This is a genomic window from Pseudoalteromonas sp. QJM3NY_12 (assembly GCF_056173165.1).
The window spans coordinates 2,570,005-2,595,265 of sequence record NZ_CM149661.1 but is presented as its reverse complement, the minus strand read 5'-3'; the positions used below and the strand labels follow the sequence as shown (position 1 = coordinate 2,595,265).

Genomic DNA, 25,261 nt, shown 5'->3' with positions numbered 1-25,261 from the left:
AATTCATTTTGAAGTTGTTTACCAAGTTATACGATATGGCGTTAGTGTGGGCTAAACACCGCCATGCAGAACGTTATTTAGCAGGGATGAGTTTTGCCGAGTCGGTTTTCTTCCCAGTTCCACCTGATGTAATGTTAGCGCCTATGTCGCTAGCGCAACCGAGTAAGGCATGGCGATTTGCAAGCTTTGCCACGGTTGCGTCTGTGCTCGGCGGCGTGCTAGGTTACCTGCTTGGATTTTGGTTGTTTGAACCGGTTGTAGAGCCCTTTATTGCGCAAATGCAATGGCAAGATAAATTTAATACGGCGCTTGCATGGTTTAAAGATTATGGCGTTTGGGTGGTATTTATAGCGGGGTTTTCTCCTATTCCTTATAAGGTATTTACCATTGGCGCTGGCGTATTACAAATGGCGTTTTTACCCTTTATTATTGCCTCGGCTATTGGGCGTGGCGCGCGTTTCTTTTTAGTATCTGCTTTAATGAAGTGGGGTGGAGTTAAAATGGAACAAAAATTACGTCAATATATTGAAGTACTTGGCTGGGCAGTGGTTGCTTTAATCGCTGTTGCGTACGTATTATTGCGATAATCGCCATAATGCAACGATGTTAAAACAGAGGGCAAAACACATTGAATAAACAAATACGCTGTTATGTTGCTTTATTTATTAGTGTTTTGCTTTGTGCATGCTCGTCTCGCCATGTTCCTGCTCCTGTAAGTAGTTTAAATAATAATATTAATGACTATCCCTCACGGATTAATATTAACGGTGGCAAGTACGCGGTACAAAAAGGCGATACACTTTATTCGATTGCTTTTAGTGCTGGAAAAGATTTCAGAGAACTTGCAAAAAATAATTCAATTCCATCACCTTACACTATTGTTCCTGGTCAGGTTGTATCCCTTTTAGAACCAAGTAGGTCAAGGGTTGCACAAAAAACTTACCAAAATAAGCCCGCTAAAAAGTCATCTAATTTACAAAAAAGTAACAGAAAATTAAAGAAAGAGCTTGATAAGCCGAAAAAACGTAGGTATGTTCAAAAACAAGCTAACCAAAAAATTAGTCAGTCTCAAGGTTCTTCAGCTAAAAAGTTGAGTTGGTTTTGGCCTGCTAAAGGTAAAATAACAAAACGCTTTTCTAACAAGGAAAATGGTTACAAAGGCCTACAGATTGCTAATAAAAAGGGTACTGCTGTACTCGCCGCTGCAAAAGGAACGGTAGTTTACGCGGGTAGTGCGCTAAGAGGTTACGGTAATTTAATCATATTGAAACATAATGATGATTACCTAAGTGCTTATGCACATAACTCAACGTTACTTGTGAAAGAAAAGCAAATAGTGAAGGCGGGACAAAAAATAGCAGAAATTGGTAATTCAGAGTCTTCAGTAACGGCACTTCGTTTTGAAATTCGTTATCGAGGAAAAGCTGTTAACCCTGCTAAGTACCTACCCTGAACTGAAGGTGTTGATTGACTGTTCTGGAGAAGGCTCATGGCTAATACAGCAAAAGCTTGTAAAACGACTACAGACCTAAATCATAAAGTTATTGATAGCTTGCTCAGGAGAAGTCTTATGGCTGATGTAGCAAAAGCTGAGAAAACCCCCACTGATGATAAGTTTGACGACTCTAAAATAGAGGAGACAACTAAGTTACTTGATGAAGTGGAAGATGAAGATGTATTTGTAAAAGAAGAAGTCACTAAAAACCTCGATGCCACCCAGTTATACTTAGGCGAGATTGGTTTTTCCCCTCTATTAAGTGCAGAAGAAGAAGTGTTTTTTGCACGAAAATCGCTTAAAGGCTGCGAAGCCTCCCGAAAACGTATGATTGAAAGTAACTTACGCTTAGTTGTAAAAATTGCGCGTAGGTACAACAATCGTGGACTTGCTCTACTTGATTTAATTGAAGAAGGTAACTTAGGGCTGATCCGAGCAGTTGAAAAGTTTGATCCTGAACGGGGTTTTCGATTTTCTACTTATGCCACATGGTGGATACGACAAACCATTGAACGGGCAATAATGAATCAAACCCGTACTATTCGTTTGCCTATTCATGTAGTTAAAGAGCTTAACGTTTATTTACGTACAGCACGTGAGCTAACGCAAAAGCTTGATCATGAGCCAACCGCAGAAGAAATAGCAGAAAGCTTAGATAAACCAGTCGAAGATGTAACAAAAATGCTTCGTCTAAATGAAAAAATAGCGTCTGTAGATATGCCTATTGGTGGCGAAAATGACAGCGCATTGTTAGATGTAATTGCCGACGAAAAAAATGTGGGCCCTGAAGGTGAAGTGCAAAACAATGATATGAATACGCATATTATTGACTGGTTAGGTGAATTGAATCCTAAGCAGCGCGAAGTACTGGCACGTCGGTTTGGTTTACTCGGTTATGAGCCTTCAACACTTGAAGATGTGGGCCGTGAAATTGGGTTAACCCGTGAGCGAGTTCGCCAAATACAGGTTGAGGCGCTACGTCGGTTAAAAGATATTTTGCAGCAAGAAGGATTAAGTACCGAAAGCTTGTTTGAGCAGTTTGCTTAATCTAAACACACAGTAAAATTAAATACAGCCCGACTCTTTAGTCGGGCTGTTTGCGTTTAAAGCAGTGCTTTTAATTTATAAAGCAGTTCATGCGCCTGACGCGGTGATAGGTTATCGGGATCTATTGCGGTCATTTGTTGCTCAAGTTCACTAGGCTGAATTATTTGCGGTTCACTATCAAACGGTAAAACCTGTTGCTCTGTGGTGACTGTTGTGACACTTTGATGATTTTCAAGCAAGGTTAGCTTTTGTTTAGCTTGGGCAATAACCGCTTTAGGCACACCAGCCAGGGCTGCCACTTGCAAACCAAAACTTTTACTTGCGGCACCATCTAATACCGTGTGCATAAAGGCAATGGTATCGTTGTGTTCAATGGCATCTAGGTGCACATTAACCAGCCCAGGCGTTTGTTCTGCAAGCTCAGTGAGTTCAAAGTAATGGGTTGCGAACAGAGTTTTAGCCGCGATTTTTGAAGCAAGATGATCAGCTGTTGCGTATGCCAGTGATAAACCATCGTAAGTACTGGTTCCTCGGCCTATTTCATCCATTAATACCAATGATTGTGCGGTGGCATTATTTAAAATTGCCGCAGTTTCTGTCATTTCAACCATAAAGGTAGAGCGCCCAGATGCTAAGTCGTCACTGGCGCCAATGCGAGTAAATATTCTATCAATATTACCAATCTTTGCGCTATCAGCAGGAACGTAACAGCCAATGTGCGCCATAAGCACAATAAGCGCAGTTTGGCGCATGTAAGTTGATTTACCGCCCATGTTAGGACCAGTAATTATCAACATTTTACGCTGGCTATTGAGCTCCACAGGATTGGCAATAAATGGGTCTTTCATTACTTGCTCAACTACAGGGTGGCGGCCTTGTTCGATGCTGATATTATCGTTATCGCAAAGCTCAGGCTTGGCATAATTTAGCGTTTGGGCACGCTCTGCTAAATTATTCAGTACATCTAAATCGGCAATGACCGAGGCCATTATTTGCAGCTGCTCGATATGCGGAGCAATAAATTCAAATAGCTGTTCGTATAGCTGCTTTTCTAGGGCCAGCGCTTTTGATTGGCTGCCGAGAACCTTGTCTTCATGTTCTTTAAGTTCTGGAATTATATAACGTTCATTATTTTTTAACGTTTGACGACGAATATAATCTGCAGGCACTAAGTGCGAGTTAGCGCGGCTCACCTCAATAAAAAAGCCATGCACTCGGTTATAGCCAATTTTAAGTGTACTAATACCTGTGCGTTCACGTTCGCGTTGCTCTAGCTGTTCAAGCACATCGGTGGCACCTTGACTTAAATTACGCCACTCATCAAGTTCGCTGTTATATCCTGGAGCAATAACGCCGCCATCACGAATTAACACCGGTGGGTTATCAATCACTGCACGTTCAAGTAATGCTTGAAGCTCGGGGAGCTCTTTAGAGTGGGCAATAATATGAGAAATACGCGCATCTGTGGCATCGCTTAATAAGTTATGTAGCGGTGCTAATGCTTGAAGCGCACTACGAAGCCTTGTTAAATCACGTGGCCGAGCAGTGTGTAATGCCAAGCGAGCAATTACACGTTCTATATCACCAATATCTCTGAGAGCGTCATGCAGCTCACTGCATAATTGCACATCTAAAATAGCACTAATGGCATTTAGACGAGAATTTAACTCGTCTTTATTACGAATAGGGGTATGAATACGGCGCTTCAGTAATCGTGAGCCCATCGCTGTGGCTGTTTTATCAAGCACTTGGGCGAGAGTATTTTCAAAGCCACCTGATAGATTAACGGTAAGCTCAAGGTTTTTGCGGGTGGGCGCATCTAAAATAACCGCGTGTTCGTTATGCTCAAGGGTAATTGCACGAATGTGCGGTAATGCAATACGTTGGGTATCTTTTACGTATTGCATTAAACAGCCTGCCGCTACCAAGGCGCTATGCGCTTTGTCGACGCCAAAACCGACTAAATCTTTGGTGCCAAACTGCTCGCACAGTAAGTGTTGCGAGGTATCAAGATCAAACTCCCAATCAGGGCGACGACGGGCTCCCTTAATTTGTTCAATTAAATGAGTGTTTTCAAAGTGTTCACTATATAGTAATTCAGCAGGCGCTAAGCGTTGTAGGGTTGAGCTAAATGCTTCATCGGTACTAACTTCAACAACATTGAAGCGCCCAGAGTTGATATCAAGATACGCAACACCGTATTGACCTTTTTTATTTTGCCAAACACTGGTTAGTAAGTTGTCTTGGCGCTCTTGTAGTAAGGCTTCGTCAGAAATAGTACCTGGGGTTACAATACGCACTACTTTGCGTTCAACAGGGCCTTTGCTGGTGGCAGGGTCACCCACTTGTTCACAAATAGCCACCGACTCGCCCATTTGTACTAAGCGGGCTAAGTAGTTTTCTACCGCATGATAAGGCACGCCCGCCATAGGAATAGGATCGCCCCCTGCTTTGCCACGGTGTGTTTGTGAAATATCAAGCAACTGCGCGGCGCGTTTTGCGTCATCAAAAAAGAGTTCGTAAAAATCCCCCATCCGATAAAACAATAAAATATCGCGATGCTCTGATTTTATTTTTAGATACTGCTGCATCATAGGGGTTTGTTGTTTTATAGTGTGCGGTGCATAAAGATCAAACGACATGTATTTACCCAAAGGCTGAATATGGAATTACATCAAGAGATTAAGACACTTGCTGCGCAATTAGGCGCTATTTTAACGGATAAACGCTTATGGATCACTACCGCTGAATCATGTACTGGTGGTGGAGTGAGTTATTCGCTTACCGATACCCCAGGAAGCTCTGCATATATTGATCGTGCATTTGTTACTTATAGCAATAACGCAAAGCATGAATTACTCAATGTGAAGCATGATACCCTCGAGCAATTTGGCGCAGTGAGCGAACAAACAGTTATTGAGATGGCAGCAGGTGCCTGCAAGGCAGCCAGTGCTGACATTGCCATTGCTATTTCAGGGATTGCAGGGCCCGGTGGCGCTACTGAGGACAAACCGGTAGGGCTTGTGTGGTTTGGGCTACAAATTAACGGTAAACACTGGACGTTTGAACAAGTATTTAATGGTGATAGGGCGCAAGTTAGGCTGCAAGCCATTGTATTTTCTTTAAAAACTATAATAGAGAAGATAAAATAATAAAATTAGCTTGATACTGTGATTTCATACAGTATACTTGTGTGCATTAGCTGGATTTGGAGAAGAAAATGAACGATAACAAACAAAAAGCGTTGGACGCAGCTTTATCACAAATTGAACGTCAATTTGGTAAAGGTTCAATCATGAAATTGGGTGACAATAAGGCGTTAAACATTGACGCTGTATCAACAGGCTCGCTAGGTATTGATATTGCTTTAGGCATAGGCGGCTTGCCAATGGGGCGTATTGTTGAAGTATATGGCCCAGAGTCATCAGGTAAAACAACGCTAACATTACAAGTTATCGCACAAGCTCAAAAAGAAGGTAAAACGTGTGCCTTTGTTGATGCTGAGCATGCTCTTGATCCAGTTTACGCACAAAAGTTAGGCGTTAATATTGATGAGTTACTGGTATCTCAACCAGATACGGGTGAACAAGCACTGGAAATTTGTGACATGTTAGTGCGCTCGAGCGCGGTTGATGTAGTGATTGTCGATTCTGTTGCTGCATTAACACCTAAAGCTGAGATTGAAGGCGACATGGGTGATTCACACATGGGCCTACAAGCACGTTTAATGTCACAAGCACTACGTAAGCTTACAGGTAACATTAAGCGCTCAAACACGCTATGTATTTTCATTAACCAAATCCGTATGAAAATTGGTGTAATGTTTGGTAACCCTGAAACAACAACTGGTGGTAATGCCCTGAAATTTTACGCCTCTGTACGTATTGATATTCGTCGTATTGGTTCAGTAAAAGAAGGTGATGAAGTTGTTGGTAACGAAACGCGTGTTAAAGTTGTGAAGAACAAAGTAGCACCGCCGTTCAAACAAGCTGAATTTATCATTATGTATGGTGAAGGTATTTCTAAGCAGGGCGAGCTAATTGATTTAGGTGTTAAGCATAAAATTGTTGAAAAAGCAGGTGCTTGGTACAGTTACAATGGCAACAAAGTTGGCCAAGGTAAGTCTAATTCAATTAAGTTCCTTAAAGAAAATCCTGAAATTGCAGATGAAATTGAAGGTAAGCTACGTGAAATGCTATTGCTAAAAGCAACGGTTGAGCCAGAAGATGGCGAAGACGTATTAGGTGATGAAGGCGACCTTTAAGCCATTTAGTTTTAAAGCTTGATTTGACCCGAGCTTAAAAAAAGCGCTAACCATTAGTGAAGTGACCCCCAATAGTTGGACATTCCAATTACTGGGGGTCTTTTTATGTCCAAACATCACCGAGCTTTCAAGCTCAAAATAGCTGAACTCGCTTTGTCTGAAAGCTCTTCGGCGGTAAGTAACAGATTTAATGTTACAGACAGGCAGGTCCGATATTGGACCGCTATTTATCGAATTCATGGCGCTGAAAGCTTCAGGTCTGTTCACAAACCTTATTCTCTAGCATTTAAGGCTGAAGTGTTAAAAACGATGACAGCAAACAGTTGGTCACTCGGTTATACCAGTGCTTTCTTCGATTTATCGTCCCCAGGCATTCTTTTTCAATGGCAAAAGCTTTATGCTCGTGATGGTATATCACGTCTTAAACCACAGAGAAAAGGTAAGCCATTCATGACAAATAATTCTTCTTCATCAAAACTAGTAGAGCAAATGACTGAGGAGGAGTTACGAGAAGAACTAGCATACTTACGAGCTGAGAATGATGTGCTAAAAAAGTTAGAAGCCTTGGCTCAAGCCAGAAAGAAAAAAGCAAAGACAAAACGATAGTCGTCGAAGAGTTCAAGGCAAAGCATAGCTTACGACACCTTTTAAAGGCTACAGGGCTGCCAAAGAGTGTTTACTATTATCATCGCACTACTTGTAAGCAACCCTGTGCAAGCAATGATTTACTGGTAAAAATACGTGATATTTATCACGCGCATAAAGGGCGATATGGCTATCGCAGAATTACGAGTGCCCTGAGAGCAATGGGAGTACTTGTTAATCATAAGCGCGTTCAACGGTTGATGAATGAGTTAGGACTCAAGTCAAAAGTAAGGCCTAAGCGCTATAAATCCTATAAAGGTGAAGTGGGTAAAATCGCAGAAAATACGCTTAACCGCGAGTTTACTGCGCAGAAGCCAAATCAAAAATGGGTGACGGATGTGACGGAGTTTAAAGTGGATAATGAGAAGGTATATCTATCACCTATGATTGACCTATTCAACCAAGAGGTAATCAGTTACGAAGTCAGAAAATCCGTTGCACTCCCTTTGGTAACTGACATGCTTAAAACAGCAACTGCTAGGTTGAAGCCAAATGAAAAGCCAGTTGTACACTCAGATCAAGGGTGGCAATATCAAAACAAACAATATCAAAATCACCTTAAGGAAAAAGGATTGCAACAAAGTATGTCTAGAAAAGGAAATTGTTTAGATAATGCGGTTGCTGAGAACTTCTTCGGCATATTGAAGAGTGAGATGTACCACAACGAAACGTTTAAAGACGTGAATGATCTTATTGAAAACATTAAAGAATATATCCACTATTACAACAATGAGCGTATTAAACTGAAACTAAAAGGCCTGAGTCCGATACAGTATCGAAATCAGGCCTTGGCAGCCGCTTAGAAATGAGTCCAACTTTATGGGGTCACTTCATAGGTTAGCGCTTTTTTATTGTTTGCTATAAAGTGACTTAAAGCCTAATTGTTAGCTTTATAGCTGCCAGTTAACTGACAATGAGTAGTTACGTGGTGCCCCGTAATAACCTTGTGCCCAATAGAGGCTGTTTATGTACTTTTCATCAGTGCTGTTATTAACATTAAAGGTAACACCGACGTTTTGAGTAATTTCGTAGGTGGCCATTAAATCTAATATGCCATAAGCCCCTTGTTTTGTAGTAACCAATGCGTTACCTGCAGGGTCTTTTACTTGCACGCGGCTAGTCGCATCTTGCCAGCGGTAATTAGCACCTAAGGTTAAACCATTAATAAATGGTACTTGATAAGTAGCTGCCATTTTTAATTGGTTTTCGGGGGTGTAATCTTTTACAAGCTCATCACCATCAATGCTTAAATTACTAAAGCTGATGCTAGCACTTAAATCATCTGTTAATCGACCGCTTAGCTCAATTTCGAAACCATCACTGTTGATACCATCTGCAGCATAATAACGCGTATCGCTAGGAAGAGAGTCTGGAAGCGCAATAGCAAGTCCATCTTGCTTAGCATCAAAGTAGGCCAGTGTTACAAATACTTGCTCATCTAAAAGTTGAGCTTTTAGGCCAACCTCAGCACTTTTACCAATAACCGGAGCCAGTTGTTCAGCGTTAATGTCTAACTCTTTTTGTGGCACAAACGTTTCGGTGTAGCTTGCGTAAGCTGATAACGACTCGGTAAAGTCGTACACAGTACCAATGTAAGGAATAACCTCTGAGTCATCGCGGGTTTGCACTACACTATAAGCAGTACCTTTAGTTTCCCAATCGGTATAGCGTACGCCTGCCAAAATGCTTAATGGCTCAGCTAGTTTAATGCGAGTTGAAACATAGGCCGATCTTTGTGTATTTTGTACATCACTGCCGTTAGGTGCATCCGCAAGCGTTGCCTCTGGTGCAATCCCATCCCAAGTCGCTAAATCAGGCATCGCAGGGAAACCATTTCCTGTGCTGTAGTCATAAAGCGATTGGTCATTAAAGTCCATGTTTGCTTGGCTAATGCCAAATGATAAGTCGTGCTCTAATGAAAACAACTCAAACTTACCGCTGGCATATAAATCAAATAAATCTTGCGTGTCTTTGTAATCATAACGACTCGCATAGCCGGTTAAACCTAAACCAGTTTCTTTATCTGGGGTACCATATACATAAAACAACTCAGAATTTTGTTCATTTTTTATATGGGCATAACGGGCTTTAGCAACCCAAGTCGCTGATAAGTTTTGCTCAAGTGTTACATAGATACGTTCAGCGCTATTATCCCAATATGACCAATCTGCAGCTGTACTAGTCGATTCATCATAATCAGTTGGTGAACCATCAGTGTAGTAAAGTGGTAATGCGCCCCACAATGGGCTGTCAGCATCTTTTTGTTGGTTTACGTAGTTAATGCTCAGTAGCGTATCGTCAGCTAGCTTTCCTTCATAGGCAAGATAAGCAATAGTTTTATCGGTTTCGTAACGATCTAAATATGACTCTTTATCTTGCTTGGAAAATACAGCGCGAACAGCGTGTTCATCGTTAATCGGTGCAGAAACATCTATATCTACGCGCTTGTTATTCCACGAACCATAAGAAGCAGATGCATGAGCTTGTGTTGTGTAGGTTGGTTTTTTTAGCACCATGTTAACAGTAGCCGATGGGTTACCTGCACCGGTCATCATGCCATTAGCACCACGTACAATTTCAACACGGTCGTAAATTGCAGTATCAAGTGTCCCTTGAATTGAACCAGAGGTTTGCGGAGTGCCTAAACCATCAATTAAAAAGTTAGTTATCTCAAAACCACGGGCTTTAAAGTATGTACGATCGGTTTCTATTTGCTCTACTGTTACGCCTGGTGTGCTTTCTAGTACCGCATTAATATCATCAAGTGAAAAGTCATCCATCAACGCGCGTGAAACAACGGAAATTGATTGCGGGGTTTCTTTAATTGTTAAACCTAGCTTAGTTGCAGACTGCGCTTCTTCGGTAATATAGTTTTTATGATGTTGCCCATAAACGGCAATTTTTTCTAAAGGCAGGTTGTCTTGCGTGTCGTTTGCAACAGCATGACCAGATAAAACTAGTGAAGTAAGTAGACTCAGTTTAAATGCAGAGTTTTTTTGTTTGTGCAGCATCTTGTTTCCCATAAGATTAAATTTGGCTGGTAATTTAATCTAAATGAGAGTGATTTGCAATTGCGTTATTGTAATATTTTACACGTCATCAATGTTATTTTAAAAAAGTGTACAGGTGTATTTACTAAGGAAACAAAAAAGCGGCCGAAGCCGCTCAGGAAGTATTTTAAATTAAAACGCATATTTAACAGAGAACTGTAAGCGATCCATGTCGCCATCTACGCCACTTTCAAGCTCACGTTCTGCATGTTTAAATTCCGCACCAAAGGTTAGACGTTTAACCGGTGAGTATAAAATATTTGCACTGTAGCTTTGGCTTGATTCTGTAGGATCGCCATACACTGCCAGTAGATTTTCATCGTTATCAGCAGATAAGAACGAATATAGGAAAGTAGAGCGCCACTGGCTATTCCACTTATGTTGATATGCAATAAAACCAGATGTTGAATCAATCGCATCTAGGTCATCACCATTAAGAACCGCCCCACGTGCTACGTTTAGACCCACATAACGACCTAGTCCTTTACCTTGGGTAAGCATAAATTTTAGATTGTCTTCACCAAGTTTCACCATACCCGATGCACTAACACCAAATGAGGTTTCATCGGCATCAACACCACCTACTTTGTAGGTCAGTTGACGAGCAAGGGCTGCTACTACAAAGTTACCCCAATCCGCTTTGTGAGTATAGCGTGCGGTAAAGTCAGGTAATGAGGCATCATCAGTCACTGCCATACCACCACCTGCTGTAGTAATTGTGCTTTCTGGATTTTCTAAAGAGAAAGACCATGCACCTGTAGTGTATTTAATTTGAGATTGGCGAACGAACACTGTGCCTTCTGCTGGGCCAACAAAATCAAGCGCTTCTGGTAATGCACCAACGTTTTGAAAGTTTGACCATGTTTGACCAAATAACCAACCATCGTATGAAATAAATGCATGGCGAATACGCGGAGAATATGAATTAGACACACGCTCGTTGCCCCCTGGGGCAGACGCTAAAAAGTCTAGCTCTATTTTAGTTTTAACCGTTTTACCGTTATCTAGTAAGGTAGCAGTTCCAAAATTGAAACGTGACTCACGAGCGTGCATATCAAATACTGCGTCTGAACTATCATCGCTACCAACTGTTAATGTACTTGGTACATAAAAGTCACGGCCAACACTGCTGCCAGCAGGAGCGCCTGCTGAATAGTCACTCCACATTGCGTCGAGTTTAATGTATCCACCGTAGGTGAATTCTGTATCACCTATTTTTGCAGCTGTTGCAGCATAAGCTGTACTAGAAAGTGCACATAGTACAGCAGTCGCTGCCAGTGTTTTAATTGGAGTTAATTTCATTGTTGTGTCCTTTTATAGGCTACTTGTTGTATGTTTTATTATGATATGCATTAATGTGTGTTACTTATATAGTACTAACAGATTGAATTTATTGACTTTAATTTAATTTGTTAGTAAATACGAGTTATTAATAAACAATCAAAGTTTATATATATTTAAGCTACTGTTGTATATGTGCACAATTTACTCAATCAGCTATTAGTCTATTAGACTAAGGTTTAATAATTATTGAGGGCCCACATACTTTTATTTAATAGTATGTTTTTTATGTAAATAGGGTATAGCCATGAGGATTATAGATAAGATATTGGGGTCTGTTGACCTTTGCGGATTAAAATTTGTTCAAACTAGGGACGATTTAATCACGGCGCGAGGTTTGTAACCTAGTGGGCTCGATAACTGCTCCTGCGTTATTCTACTGGCTTACATCCATGTAAGAATAAGTAAAAACCGAGCAAAGCTTCCGCGTCCTGCTTACGCCCCTTACCTACATCCATGTAGGCAACAAAGAGTAAATCGCCCCTAGGCAGAACCCATCGGGCAGAGCCTGTTTGGCATTGATGCTGCGTTATCGCCTATTTATGGGGAATAACCACACCACATAGGCTCTGCCTTGCCTAAATACCAAACAGACTGCTGCAAATTTAACCTTGAAAGGTCAACAGACCCTAGTTATTTGAACCCAGATACAACTAATGTCTAATATTTAATAGTGCACTGCTGAGTAATCCTTGATGAAAAGCTTAAGGCAAGTAATATAAATTGGAGACTAATATGTCACAAAGTATCTATCCAGTTCCTGCACATATAAAAAGCGCAGCGCTCGTCGATAATGAAAAATATAATACGATGTATAAACAGTCTATTGAAGACCCTGAAGGGTTTTGGGCTGAGCACGGTAAGCGTCTTGACTGGTTTACTCCATATTCAAAAGTAAAAAACACTTCATTTGATAAAGGCCATATCAATATTAAATGGTATGAAGATGGCTACCTTAATGCCTCTTATAACTGTATTGATCGTCATTTAAAAACAAAAGCAGATAAAGTAGCGTTAATTTGGGAAGGTGATGATCCTTCTCAAAGCGAAAATATTACCTATCAACAGTTACATGATGAAGTGGCAAAATTTGCTAATGGTTTAAAAAAATTAGGTGTTAAAAAAGGTGACCGTGTAGCCATTTACATGCCAATGAGCCCACAAGCTATATATGCAATGCAAGCTTGTGCCCGCATAGGTGCTATTCATTCAGTTATATTTGGTGGCTTTTCACCGTCTGCTATTGCGGATCGTATTAATGATTCGGGTGCTAAAGTGGTGATCACGTCAGATGAAGGCCGACGTGCAGGTAACTGTGTGCCGCTAAAAGCTAATGTAGATGAAGCCGTATTACAAGATTCAGTTACCACTGTTGAGCATGTAGTGGTACATAAATTAACTTCAGGCGATGTTGATTGGCACGACCATGATATTTGGTGGCATGACTTAGTTGCAGATCAAACGCCAGAGTGCGAACCTGAACACATGAATGCTGAAGACCCACTGTTTATTTTATATACCTCAGGTTCTACAGGTCAGCCTAAAGGTGTGGTACACACCACTGGTGGCTATTTAGTATATTCATCTATGACCCACGAATACATTTTTGATTTAAAAGACGATGATATTTTTTGGTGTAGTGCTGATGTAGGCTGGATCACAGGTCATAGTTATATTGCTTACGGGCCGCTCGTTAATGGGTGTACGCAAGTGGTATTTGAAGGCGTACCGACCTACCCAACAGCTGGTCGTATGGGTGAAGTAGTTGATAAACATAACGTGACAATTTTATACACAGCACCTACTGCCATTCGAGCATTGATGGCTAAAGGCGAAGAGCCGATTGCCAGTTCACATCGTGACAGCTTACGTATTTTAGGTTCTGTGGGTGAGCCAATCAATCCAGAAGCGTGGACTTGGTACTATGAAAAAATTGGTAAGTCGAATTGTCCTATTGTAGATACGTGGTGGCAAACCGAAACTGGTGGCATCATGATTGCGCCATTACCAGGTGCAACCGATATGAAACCTGGCTCTGCAACTCGTCCATTCTTTGGTATTACACCGGCATTATTTGATGCTGAAGGCAATACATTAGAAGGTGCGGTTGACGGTAACCTTGTCATTTTAGATAGCTGGCCTTCGCAAGCGCGAACCGTGTATGGCGACCACGAGCGCTTTGAACAAACCTACTTTAGCGCTTACCCTGGTGTGTACTTTACCGGTGACGGTTGTCGTCGCGATGAAGACGGTGATTACTGGATCACAGGACGCGTTGATGACGTACTTAATGTGTCTGGGCATCGTTTAGGTACTGCTGAAATTGAAAGTGCTTTAGTTGCTCATGAAGCTGTAGCTGAAGCGGCCGTAGTAGGTTACCCACACGATATTAAAGGCCAAGGTATTTACGTTTACATAACTCCTAACGAGGGTGTAACGGTGAGTGATGAGCTAACTAAAGATATCCGTAATTGGGTTCGTAAAGAGCTAAGCCCAATAGCATCACCAGATATGATTCAGTGGTCGCCAGGTCTACCAAAAACACGTTCTGGTAAAATTATGCGTCGTATTTTACGTAAAATCGCGGCAAATGAGCATCAACAGCTGGGCGATACTTCAACACTTGCGGATCCGTCTGTGGTTGATGAGTTAGTAGAAAATCGATTAAATCGTTAATTTCGCGTTAAAAGCTTGATTAGAAGTTGATTCTAAACGTAGTATATCGGCTGTTGTCTATTGGATAGCGGCCGAATTTTTGGGAGTGAACAATGAGTCAGTTTTTAATAGCGGACGATCATCCGTTATTTCGTGAAGCACTAAAAGGCGCTTTGAGTGCAAAGTTTGCGGGTTTAGAAGTATTTGAATCAGCAGATTTTGACAGCACACTGCAGGTGTTAAGCGAACAAGAAGACCTTGATATATTACTACTAGATTTACACATGCCAGGTAACGGTGACTTATACGGCTTGCTCCGTATACGTGAAGATTACCCAAGCTTACCTATTGCGGTGGTTTCGGGTAGTGAAGATGTAAATATTGTTTCGAAAGTTATGGGTTATGGCGCTATGGGGTTTATTCCTAAATCATCTTCATCTGATGATATTGCCAACGCAATTAACCAAATACTCGAAGGCGATACTTGGCTGCCAACTGAACTAAAAAGTAAAGTGGCTGAAATCGAAGGCGCAGATAGAGAAATTGCGGCACAAGTGGCATCACTTACTCCACAGCAATATCGCGTATTACAATACTTGCACGAAGGTTTACTGAATAAACAAATAGCCTACGAACTCCACATTTCAGAAGCCACAGTCAAAGCACACATTACTGCCATATTTAGAAAACTCGGTGTTTATAACCGTACCCAAGCTGTTTTAATTGCTGCAAAACTACAACTAGAACCGATAGAGCAAGCCCAAGCAGACTAAATTAGAGGCGAGAGCCTCTTTTTTGCAATCCCATCACAACAAACCCCTCAGTTATTACCATGACATAACAAGTCATTCATCTTTATTACATGACCTGCTCAGAAAATAATGCTAGGTTACGGGCATTTTGTAATTAAGAGAGCATGGTATGTCAGACTCAATAGACTCACCACACACATCCCAAGATGAAAATCAGGTCGCAAAGGGCGGCTGGTTTAATCGATTTTTAGCCACGGTAGAATTTTTAGGGAACATGCTTCCCCATCCAATTACCTTATTCGCGATGTTTTGTATTGCCATTATTTTATTTAGTGGCGTTGCCGATTGGTTCGGACTAAGTGCTATCGATCCTCGCCCTGAGGGTTCTGCCGGGCGCGATCCCGATGGTGTAATTGAAGTGGTTAGCCTACTCAGTGCTGAGGGCTTACAGCGTATTGTAACGGGCTTGGTGACCAACTTTACCAGCTTTGCGCCACTGGGTACGGTGCTAGTAGCGCTATTAGGTGTGAGTGTTGCAGAGCATTCAGGACTATTGTCTGCAGCAATGCGTGGCATGGTTATGGGGGCATCTAAACGTTTAGTAACCTTCATGGTGGTTTTCGCTGCTATTTTATCAAACACAGCATCTGAGCTGGGTTATGTAGTATTGATCCCCCTAGCGGCAATGATATTTCATAGCTTAGGTCGTCATCCGCTTGCAGGTCTTGCTGCCGCGTTTGCTGGTGTATCGGGCGGCTATAGCGCTAACTTATTACTGGGTACTATCGATCCGTTATTAGCAGGTATTACGACGCCTGCAGCACAAATGATTGACCCAACTTACCAAGTAGGCGCTGAAGCAAACTGGTATTTTATGATGATTTCAGTGTTGCTAATTGCTGTTTTAGGCACACTCGTTACTGAGAAAATTGTTGAGCCACGTTTAGGTAAATATAACCCAGATGAAGCCAGCGAAGATTTAGCTCAAAATAATATTGCCGGTTTAACTGACAAAGAAAAATCAGGTTTAAAATGGGCTGGAGTTTCATTACTTGTTGTTTCGTTGTTACTCGCTTGGACGATTGTTCCAGCAGACGGTATTTTACGTAACCCTGAAACAGGTCTAGTTGCTCACTCTCCGTTTTTAAAAGGGATTGTTGTTTTTATTTTTGTCACCTTTGGTATTCCGGGTTTTGTGTATGGTCGCGTGGTTGGCACCATGAAAAATGATAAAGACGTGATCAATGCCATGAGCAAAAGTATGAGCTCTATGGGCATGTACATTGTATTGGTGTTTTTTGCTGCACAGTTTGTGGCATTTTTTAAATGGACTAACTTAGGCACAATTTTAGCGATTAATGGTGCCGCATTACTACAGGCACTTAGCTTAACTGGGCCGGAAGTATTTGTACTGTTTATTTTAATGTGTGCTTTAGTTAACTTAACTTTAGGCTCATCGTCAGCGCAGTGGGCAGTAACAGCACCTATTTTTGTTCCTATGCTAATGCTTATAGGTTATGCACCCGAGACAATTCAAGCGGCTTATCGTATTGGTGATTCAGTAACTAACTTAATTACCCCGATGATGAGTTACTTTGGTTTAATTCTCGCGGTTGCCACTAAATACAAAAAAGACATGGGAATAGGTACTTTGGTAGCCACTATGTTGCCATACAGCTTAATCTTCTTTGTTGGCTGGGTGGTACTGTTTTACTTATGGGTATTTGTTTTAGGTATGCCAGTAGGCCCTGGGGCACCAACGTATTACACACCCTAATTAAGTAAGGTTTAATATTTACTTATAAAAAATGCCAGCTTAGTCGCTGGCATTTTTAATTTTAATATAAAACTAATTATGAAAACACCACGGTTTTATTGCCATTAATAAACAGCTTATGTTCTGATGCCAGTTGCAGTGCTTTACAAAACACCGTTTTCTCAACATCTTTACCCATTTTAGCCATCATCTCAGCTGTATTCGCATGGGTCACACTCGAGACGTCTTGTAAAATAATAGGGCCTTCGTCTAGCTCATTATTAACAAAGTGAGCTGTGGCACCAATAATTTTTACACCACGTTCAAACGCCTGATGATACGGCTTTGCACCAATAAAAGCAGGTAAGAAAGAGTGATGAATATTAATGATTTTACCCTCAAAACGACCCACAAATTCAGGGCTCAAAATACGCATGTATTTAGCTAGCCCAATAATGTCAGGGTTATAGCTGGCAATTAAGTCACCGACTTTTTCGTCGTGCTGACTGCGCGTAAGTCCTTCATGAGAAACCACATGAAAAGGAACATCAAACCCTTTCACTAGAGGCTCTAAAGTAGGGTAGTTGGCGATAACGGCGAGTATCTCAATGTTTAATGCTTGCTCAAATTGCTTTAATAACATGCCGCCCAAACAATGAGCTTCTTTTGTGGCTAATAGTACCACTTTGGTTTTTTCTTCACCGTGCAGTGCCACTTTTGCGCCAGCTGGTAATACGCCGCGCAGTTGTGACAAAAACTCAGCATGTGGTTCGCCAGTAAGCTCTGTGCGCATAAAAAAGCGCTGTGCATCTTTATCAACAAATTCATTATTACGAATAATATTTAAATTATGCTGATTACACAGTCCGGTAATTTTGGCGATTAAGCCTATATCGTCTGCGCATTGGGTGGTTAGTATATAACTCATTTTCCTCATTCTTACCCAGTGGTTAGTTGTTTCATTATTTGCGTTTTAACTCAGAAAGCAAGACCTTTGTTTGATACCCAATGTTTAATTTATATTAAAGCTAAAATAGCGTTATTCAGGTTAATTTAGCTTTAAGTAAATTTAATAAAATGTGTACTAGTAGGGTTTGTAATAATGAGATAAATCAGTTATTTATTACTAGCTGTATACCATTGTCTAATTATAAAGTGCCTTTAAATGTGTTTTACTAACATACGAGTATATTAAATTGCGAAACAACGCCATCTGTGCTTAATTTGTATACAATCGTGGTGTTGTTGTCAGTAATATAAACAATGGAAACGTAGTTGTTAAGCTACCGAAAAATAAAAGCTTAATAGCTAATAATGTTAATTGGAGAAATAATGGGTAATTTAAGCTTAAAAAACAAATTGCTACTGTTGGCTGTTTTACCATTGATTGTATTACTAATCAGTTTTATGGCAGGTTCTTATTATTTAGAGATGCAAAATCAACAGCAAAACTTTAATGAGTTTAAAACTAAATTAATTGCTGATAAACAAACTTTGCTAAGAACAGAAATAGAAATCGGCTCTAAAGTAGTGCAATACCAATTAGCACAAGGAAATGAGCAAGACGCTAAAGATGCGTTGCGAGATTTAACCTTTGGTGAAGATGGTTACTACTTTATTTATGATACCAATGGTATTAGTGTTTTTCATGCCTTATTGGGTGATGCAATAGAAGGTCAAAATAAAATAGGCATGACCGACCCAAACGGTAAAAAAATAGTGGTTGGCTTACTTGAGCAAGCGCAAAAAGGCGGTGGCTCGTTCACCTATCATTTTCAAAAGCCCAACACCACCGGCTTAGTCGAAAAAATTGGTTATGCAGCCATGATCCCAGGTACTAATTGGATGATAGGTACTGGCACATATATGGATGATATTGAAGCCGAACTGGTAAAGTATCAAGCAACCATGGAGCGCCATTTAAGCGAAAAAATGACCACTTTGGTTTTAATATCACTTCTGCTTCTTGGTTTAGCAGCAGCCGGTGCGTTGTACGCTTCTAACAATATGCTAAAACCAATTAAACGTATGGTGCAAAGCTTAGATGATATTGCCAAAGGGGAGGGAGATTTAACCCGACGCCTAGAAATAGATACCCATGATGAAATTGGTCAGTTAGGTGAATCTTTCAATGTATTTGTGAGCAAGCTACACAGCATTATTGCCGGTGTGGTTGATGTAACAAGTGACGTTAAAACAGCCTCTTCAGATATTAATACACAAACATTACTCATAGAAGACAAACTATTAAAGCATAACCATGAAACCGATTTAGTGGCAACGGCGATTACTGAAATGTCGGCAACATCCCATGAAGTTGCGCAAAATACCACACAAGTTGCAGTGTCAACGCAGGCAGCAACAAAAGAAGTGGCCAACGCGCAAGATTGTGTGGATGTTTCACTGAGCGAAGTATCAAGTTTAATGGGCGAAATTAATCAAGCCGCAGAGCAGGTTAATTCGTTAAGTGAGCAATCTAAAAAAATTAACAGCGTATTGAGTGTAATTGGTGGTATTGCTGAACAAACAAACTTATTAGCATTAAATGCGGCAATTGAAGCGGCACGCGCAGGTGAGCAAGGTCGTGGGTTTGCGGTGGTAGCGGATGAAGTTAGAAGCTTAGCAAGCAGAACCCAAGACAGCACATTAGAAATTAACGAAATGCTAAGCGAGTTACATAATTTAGTGACGGCAGCAGTTGATGCTATGCATGCGAGTCAACAAAGCTGTAATCGTTCAGTTGAGTCTTCGCGCGCTATATCAGAAAGCTTAGGTGCGGTAACCACGTCTGTGACCACCATTAATGATATGAGTACGCAAATTGCTACAGCAGCAACAGAGCAAAGCAGTGTAACAGAAGAAATTAACCGCAATGTGTATGCGATTCAAGAAATAGTTAATGAGTTAACACAGTCGAGTAAAACGACTTCGTCAGTAAGTAAGCACCTAGCTGGGCGAGGTGAAAACTTGGGTGACTTAGTAGGACAATTTAAAATATAGCGCGATTTAAAATACTAACTACACTAAGCCGTAACATTATTTGTTACGGCTTTTTTATTGGTTAGCGTTGAGTGGGTGATAGCAGCTATAAATATCTAACGACACAGAGATTTTTTAATATTTTTGGTCGTGTCTAATGTACACTATTAGCTATTCTTATTAATAAGTGCTTACTTATTACAGTAAATTTATAGTGAAAGACTATTTTAGGGTTTTAAAATGATAGAGTATCCGGTTGATCAGTTACCACAACTCATAAACGACTTATTGCAGTGTGATACCACAGAGCGTAAAAATAAATTACTGATAGATGCTCAACAAACCTTATCAACCGAACACTTATCTTTATTATTTGAAGCTATTCCTAAAGAGCAGCGCCTCGAAATTTGGCATTTATTAGATGAAGACACACAACACGAAATTTTTGTTAACTTAAGTGAAGATAGCTGTTTATGGTTACTGCAAACCCTAGATGACAGTGACGGTTTTAAATTATTAGACGAAGTTAACGTTGAAGAGCTGCTTGAATTAGAGGAAGTGATCCCGCAGCGCTTTACTGATTATGCAAAAAAACAGCTTGATGAAGCGCAAACTAAACAATACGAACTGGCGCAACAATATACGCCTGAGCAACTAGGTCACTGGATTGGTTTTGACTTTTTAAAGGTGTCAGACAAGCTCACTGCGGGTGGCGCTAAAAAGCTGCTACATAAAGGGTTACCGCAGTACAGCGAAGTGATTTATTTAGTGAGCCGCAAAGGCAGCTTAATTGGTGAAGTAGCAGTTAACGACCTAATAAAAGCGCATGATAATCAAAGCTTAGTCACCTTAACTAATCATGACTTTACCTCATTGCACGCAGACCACGATTTATATGAAGCCGCCGAGGTGGTTATTCACAGCGAGCAAATGGCCATGCCCGTGGTTAATGCCGAAAACAAACTAATAGGGCGTTTAACCATTGCATCAGCTTACGAGTTACGTCAAGAAATTGCTGACGAAGCCACAGCAAAAGCGGGTGGTTTACGTGAAGACGAAGACCTATTTGCTAGTGTTCGCAAAAGTGCTAAAAACCGTGGTATTTGGTTAGGTATCAACTTAGCAACCGCATTTTTAGCCTCATGGTTTATAGGCTTATTTGGCGCCACTATAGAACAAGTGGTGGCACTTGCGGTATTAATGCCTGTAGTGGCGTCAATGGGCGGAATAGCGGGTAGTCAAACCTTAACAGTTATAGTGCGCGGTCTTGCGCTTGGTCAGGTTACCGACTCCAACCGTAACGCTCTACTTAAAAAAGAGCTGCGTGTAGGGGCGGTAAATGGCTTGGTATGGGCTTTAGTGATTGGTTTGCTAACGTATCTATGGTTCAACGATATTATGCTTAGTATAACCATTACCGTAGCAATACTGCTTAATTTAGTGGCCGCGTCGTTGGCGGGCGTAGTGATCCCGTCTATTTTAGATAAAATGAAAATTGACCCTGCATTATCAGGCTCAGTTATTTTAACCACAGTGACTGATATTGTCGGCTTTGTGACCTTTTTAGGGTTAGGCAGTTTATTGTTACTTTAACGTTATTTAACTAAACGCCACCTCCATGAAGTGGCGTTTAATATAGATATAGCGTCATGAAAAGGCCTTTAATTTAAACTTTAAACAATCGTACTTATTTTATTTCTACCTTCTGTTTTTGCTCGGTATAAAGCCGTGTCTGCGGCATATAACAGCGCCTCGTAGGTGCGGTACTGGTTATTATTTTCACTGGCAATTCCTTGGCTTACCGTAATTTTAACCTCTGGCGGCAAACCTATGTCGGTAAAGCTCATTTGTGCAATTTGTTGTTGTATATGGTTGGCCACAACCGTGGCGGTTTTTATATCGCAACGGGGTAAAATAATTGCAAACTCTTCACCGCCATACCTAGCAGCTAAACACTCTCTAGATGGAATGCACTGCAATAGCATTTTTGCTATTTTCTGTAAGCATTTATCGCCTTTAATATGCCCATAGGTATCGTTGAATTTTTTAAAGTGGTCAACATCAATTAATATACTGGTTAAAGGTTGTTGGCTTTGAATACTCTCTTGCCAGTACTTTTTTAACGACTCATCTAAAGCTAAGCGGTTAGCAAGCCCAGTTAAATGATCGGTTGAGGCCTGTATTTTTAAACGGTTATACATGGCTTTATGAGTACTAAGATCGTGAAGTATACACACGTACAACTTTTGCGCCGATGCGAGACTTTTTGGCATGCTTGATATTGATAAGTCAGCTTCAATCACATCGCCATTGGCTTTGTTTATAGCAACTTCATTTGGGCCAATGCTAAGGGGAGTGTCCTTAATACCAATCCAATTTAATAAGGTCTGTTTATATTTATCAAGGTCTGCACCGTGTAAAAACGACAGTAAATTTTCGCCTATCAGAGATTGCTGAGAGTAACCTAATAGCTGTGCTGCCTTTGGGTTGGCAAACTCAAAACCACCCTGTTCATTCAGTACAAAAATACCTTCGGCGGTGCCATTAAATAATTCAACTAATGCACCAAATTGAGTATGCGAAAAAGGGGATAATAAAGCGCTATCGAAGGGCAGTGCTTTATCGTTATTAGTTGCGGCAGTCTCTTTATTGTTAATTTGTTTCGACACGTTTTAGCCTTAGCATGGTACAGACGTTTTTGATGTCTACAAATTTACTTAAAAAAGTGCAATTAAACCTTTCGGTAACCTTCTTATTTTAACTGTTTGATATTTAATGACAAAAATTATGCTTGCACAGGTTTTAAGTAACCTGTGCAAGGTGAAAATCAATGGTTAAACGTTGTTAATTAAAGTTCTTTTTCATTTTCAACTTGAGGATCGGCGCTTAAGCCTAGCTCACGCAAGTCAAAGCTTGCTTGTTTTATTGTCGGTTCTTGCGTTAATTGCTGCACTAGCTGCTGAATATTATCAGCGGCAGTGGTTACAACAACAATATCGCCTACGCGGTGTTTTAGCTGTAAGTTATAACGGCTTGCCAGTTGGGTAAAGTTGGCTTGCGTTGTTAATTGCAGTAACACTTCGCCGGTCAGCTGTAGGCCATTACCGCTTTGGCTATCAGTTATGCTATCCCCAAGCTGTAAGCTATTTGCGTTATTGGTTTGGCTCGTTAAGCTGGCTATAATTGCAGCGCCTGGCTTTACAGCTGTGTTTTTAGTTTGTGCTTGCGCTAATGAAAGAGTACTTACAATAAAAGTGAGTACTAACATAACAATCGTTGTTTTCATAAAAATTCCTTTATTAGTGGCCGTAAAAACGCAAAGACCAAGATAGCAGCGTGCCATCTACATTATTATTCGTGTCGTTCATGCTGAGTAAGCCTGCCTGCTCATTGTAAAGTAGGGTTTGGCTAGTGCCATTGTCGGTATCAATTAAGCGAATTTGCCATTGCCCTGACGCTGATTCACCATAAAAATGCTGGCTCAACAATAGGGCATTTTGTACGGGGGTACCGGTGGCATTTATTAACCCTGTGCGCGGGCTTAATAGCACACTGCGAGTTCCAGATGGTGAAATAAGCTCAATGGCTAGGTCACGCATACGAGTATGATCAATCGATAGCTTTAACTGTACAGCTTCAATGGTTAGATTATCAGTGATGGCTAGCGTATCTTGCACACCATTTACGTTAGCATCGGGTATTGTTAGCTCTGTGTTAGCGGTATGCCAATCAGATACCTGTAATGTGGGTAATAACGCAGTAGTTTGTTGAGCCATTGCAACAGCAGCGTCAACATCAATTGCGCCTAAGCCATAAAAGGGATGAACGTTGTATCCTGCCGCATTTTGTTGCCAACCAGGAATGGCGTTGTAGCTGACTGCATCACCATTTGCATCTGTAAAATTAATATCAACACCGGCATTGCTGCCATCGAGTTTACGTGCTGTTGTGGCGAGAATATGCTTAATGGTTCTGGCATCAAGTTGCGGGTTAGCCGACATAACAAGCGCTATTGCGCCCGATGTATTGGCAGCTGCCGCAGAAGTGCCATACATGGCAGCGGTGGCATCGCAGTGGCTATCTAACCCGGTGTTTTGCAGGGGGATGTCTATTGTGCTGTTAATAGTATTAAAACCGGCAGCGCAGCCACTCATATCTGTGGTAACAATACCTGCTTGGCTTTGAGCGTTTTCACCACCGGGTGCGGTTAAAAATACATTAGCGCCAACAGAAGAATACGATGCTAATTTACCGTTTGCGTTGTAGGCCGACACCAGCATATTCCAAAAACTAGCGTTATCGGTACTTAAATTAGCGTTATGAAATGGCAAGCCCGCGTTATTAAATGGTTGTTGCTGCTCATACGGAAATACTTGAAATGGCGTATCGCCAAAAAAAGTAGTGTATTGGTAAAACGCGTTACCCGCTGACTTTACAAATAATGCACCTAAGCCGTTGTTACTGTTTAAGCTTACTTGCTGCATTACGCGCTCTTTTAATTGCAGGCTAAGAGTATGCTCTTCTGCATCAACGTTTTTAAATAATGCTGGTTTACTGCTGTAACTTTGATTGTAAACGCGTGAGTTTGCAGAGCCAATTAATGGCATACCATGCGATTGTAGCCAGTTACTCATTGTTTGCGCATCAAGGTAATTAAACCCAATAAGGTGTGCATTAGGTGCAACACCACGACCGCCAATATTATTATTTGCTTGTGCGGCGATAATGCCAGCCACTGCCGTACCATGACCGGTGTTATCGGTTGGTGTTACAGTGCCGGTTAACAAATTAAGTGAGCCTGTAATGACATTATTAACTAAATCAGGGTGAGTTAGTTCTATGCCGCTGTCTATTACGGTAACGGTAACGCCATCCCCTTTAATACCTTGCATATCGGTATTGAGTAAATTTAAATCTTCGCCCGTAACCGTGTTTGTAGTAAGACCATTGTGGCCGGTGTTATTTAAATGCCATTGGTAAGGTGTAAGAGGGTCGCTATTGGTTAAGTGATCCGCAGCGAGGCTGCTAAATGCACCAAGTAGGCAGCAACTTAGCAGGGTTTTTTTAATATACATAAATAATACAATCCTTATTTTTATGTTTTTGATATATAAATCAATTTGTTATTAGATTGTTTCGTATATTAAATTATTAAGCAATTGAAAGTTGAGGTTTTTATTATAGATTAGTCATAAAGGATGGTTATTAATAATGCTGCTTGGTATGTGTTAGCGTTTAAGTGTTTGGCTTATAAAAATTGCACAGGAATAAATCAGC

Annotated in this window: 19 protein-coding genes; 12 read left to right on the top strand and 7 right to left on the bottom strand. The window is 40.9% G+C overall.

Features of this window, described 5'->3' with window-relative positions:
* Positions 1 to 8: 8 nt before the first annotated feature.
* From AC0VZ5_RS12195 to rpoS, 3 genes are all read left to right on the top strand, one after another.
* A complete protein-coding gene (locus AC0VZ5_RS12195) occupies positions 9 to 587 on the top strand; it encodes a YqaA family protein (protein WP_138609355.1) in 579 nt (192 codons plus the stop codon).
* Between the two features lie 41 nt (positions 588 to 628).
* Positions 629 to 1,453 carry a peptidoglycan DD-metalloendopeptidase family protein gene (locus AC0VZ5_RS12190; protein WP_475473035.1) on the top strand — a complete coding sequence of 275 codons (825 nt, stop codon included), beginning with the start codon at positions 629 to 631 and terminating at the stop codon, positions 1,451 to 1,453.
* A gap of 117 nt (positions 1,454 to 1,570) precedes the next feature.
* Positions 1,571 to 2,542 (top strand): RNA polymerase sigma factor RpoS, encoded by a 972-nt coding sequence (gene rpoS, locus AC0VZ5_RS12185; protein WP_475474761.1) that lies wholly within the window; start codon positions 1,571 to 1,573, stop codon positions 2,540 to 2,542.
* A gap of 56 nt (positions 2,543 to 2,598) precedes the next feature.
* Here rpoS and mutS read toward each other — a convergent pair whose 3' ends face one another.
* On the bottom strand, positions 2,599 to 5,184 hold the full coding sequence (gene mutS / locus AC0VZ5_RS12180) for a DNA mismatch repair protein MutS (RefSeq protein WP_475473033.1): 2,586 nt from the start codon (positions 5,182 to 5,184) through the stop codon (positions 2,599 to 2,601).
* Positions 5,185 to 5,205: 21 nt separating this feature from the next.
* Between mutS and AC0VZ5_RS12175 the strand changes: the two genes are divergently transcribed.
* The 4 genes from AC0VZ5_RS12175 (at position 5,206) to AC0VZ5_RS12160 (ending at position 8,254) form a co-directional block, all read left to right on the top strand.
* A complete protein-coding gene (locus tag AC0VZ5_RS12175) occupies positions 5,206 to 5,694 on the top strand; it encodes a CinA family protein (protein ID WP_138609349.1) in 489 nt (162 codons plus the stop codon).
* A gap of 68 nt (positions 5,695 to 5,762) precedes the next feature.
* Positions 5,763 to 6,806, top strand: a complete 1,044-nt coding sequence (gene recA, locus AC0VZ5_RS12170; RefSeq protein ID WP_058155138.1) for a recombinase RecA — start codon at positions 5,763 to 5,765, stop codon at positions 6,804 to 6,806.
* A 105-nt stretch (positions 6,807 to 6,911) separates the two neighbouring features.
* Positions 6,912 to 7,412, top strand: a complete 501-nt coding sequence (locus AC0VZ5_RS12165) for a transposase (RefSeq protein ID WP_409423191.1) — start codon at positions 6,912 to 6,914, stop codon at positions 7,410 to 7,412.
* Complete coding sequence (locus AC0VZ5_RS12160) at positions 7,409 to 8,254, top strand: IS3 family transposase (protein WP_409425534.1); 846 nt, start codon at positions 7,409 to 7,411, stop codon at positions 8,252 to 8,254. The genes AC0VZ5_RS12165 and AC0VZ5_RS12160 overlap by 4 nt, the downstream gene beginning before the upstream one ends.
* Before the next feature lie 87 nt (positions 8,255 to 8,341).
* Here the strand turns inward: AC0VZ5_RS12160 and AC0VZ5_RS12155 are convergent, their stop codons facing one another.
* Positions 8,342 to 10,462 carry a TonB-dependent siderophore receptor gene (locus AC0VZ5_RS12155; protein ID WP_475473030.1) on the bottom strand — a complete coding sequence of 707 codons (2,121 nt, stop codon included), beginning with the start codon at positions 10,460 to 10,462 and terminating at the stop codon, positions 8,342 to 8,344.
* Positions 10,463 to 10,633: 171 nt separating this feature from the next.
* Positions 10,634 to 11,803 carry a DcaP family trimeric outer membrane transporter gene (locus tag AC0VZ5_RS12150; protein ID WP_138609345.1) on the bottom strand — a complete coding sequence of 390 codons (1,170 nt, stop codon included), beginning with the start codon at positions 11,801 to 11,803 and terminating at the stop codon, positions 10,634 to 10,636.
* 774 nt (positions 11,804 to 12,577) lie between these two features.
* On the opposite strand from AC0VZ5_RS12150, the gene acs reads away from it, so the two are divergent.
* From acs to AC0VZ5_RS12135, 3 genes are all read left to right on the top strand, one after another.
* Positions 12,578 to 14,518 carry an acetate--CoA ligase gene (gene acs, locus AC0VZ5_RS12145; RefSeq protein WP_475473028.1) on the top strand — a complete coding sequence of 647 codons (1,941 nt, stop codon included), beginning with the start codon at positions 12,578 to 12,580 and terminating at the stop codon, positions 14,516 to 14,518.
* Between the two features lie 92 nt (positions 14,519 to 14,610).
* Positions 14,611 to 15,270, top strand: a complete 660-nt coding sequence (locus AC0VZ5_RS12140) for a response regulator transcription factor (protein ID WP_475473027.1) — start codon at positions 14,611 to 14,613, stop codon at positions 15,268 to 15,270.
* A 148-nt stretch (positions 15,271 to 15,418) separates the two neighbouring features.
* Positions 15,419 to 17,026 carry an AbgT family transporter gene (locus AC0VZ5_RS12135; RefSeq protein WP_138609311.1) on the top strand — a complete coding sequence of 536 codons (1,608 nt, stop codon included), beginning with the start codon at positions 15,419 to 15,421 and terminating at the stop codon, positions 17,024 to 17,026.
* A gap of 76 nt (positions 17,027 to 17,102) precedes the next feature.
* Here the strand turns inward: AC0VZ5_RS12135 and purU are convergent, their stop codons facing one another.
* Positions 17,103 to 17,933 carry a formyltetrahydrofolate deformylase gene (gene purU / locus AC0VZ5_RS12130; RefSeq protein WP_475473025.1) on the bottom strand — a complete coding sequence of 277 codons (831 nt, stop codon included), beginning with the start codon at positions 17,931 to 17,933 and terminating at the stop codon, positions 17,103 to 17,105.
* Between the two features lie 404 nt (positions 17,934 to 18,337).
* Here purU and AC0VZ5_RS12125 point away from each other — a divergent pair, with 404 nt between their 5' ends.
* Both AC0VZ5_RS12125 and AC0VZ5_RS12120 read left to right on the top strand, forming a co-directional pair.
* Positions 18,338 to 20,005: a methyl-accepting chemotaxis protein gene (locus tag AC0VZ5_RS12125; protein ID WP_475473023.1), complete on the top strand. Its 1,668-nt coding sequence runs from the start codon at positions 18,338 to 18,340 to the stop codon at positions 20,003 to 20,005.
* Positions 20,006 to 20,224: 219 nt separating this feature from the next.
* Entirely contained in the window at positions 20,225 to 21,577 is a 1,353-nt protein-coding gene (locus tag AC0VZ5_RS12120; protein WP_138609317.1) for a magnesium transporter, read from the top strand.
* 80 nt (positions 21,578 to 21,657) lie between these two features.
* Here the strand turns inward: AC0VZ5_RS12120 and AC0VZ5_RS12115 are convergent, their stop codons facing one another.
* The 3 genes from AC0VZ5_RS12115 to AC0VZ5_RS12105 form a co-directional block, all read right to left on the bottom strand.
* Positions 21,658 to 22,653, bottom strand: a complete 996-nt coding sequence (locus tag AC0VZ5_RS12115; protein WP_475473021.1) for a GGDEF domain-containing protein — start codon at positions 22,651 to 22,653, stop codon at positions 21,658 to 21,660.
* 179 nt (positions 22,654 to 22,832) lie between these two features.
* Positions 22,833 to 23,270: a hypothetical protein gene (locus AC0VZ5_RS12110; RefSeq protein ID WP_475473020.1), complete on the bottom strand. Its 438-nt coding sequence runs from the start codon at positions 23,268 to 23,270 to the stop codon at positions 22,833 to 22,835.
* Positions 23,271 to 23,283: 13 nt separating this feature from the next.
* Entirely contained in the window at positions 23,284 to 25,059 is a 1,776-nt protein-coding gene (locus AC0VZ5_RS12105; protein WP_475473018.1) for a S8 family peptidase, read from the bottom strand.
* Positions 25,060 to 25,261 lie beyond the last annotated feature (202 nt).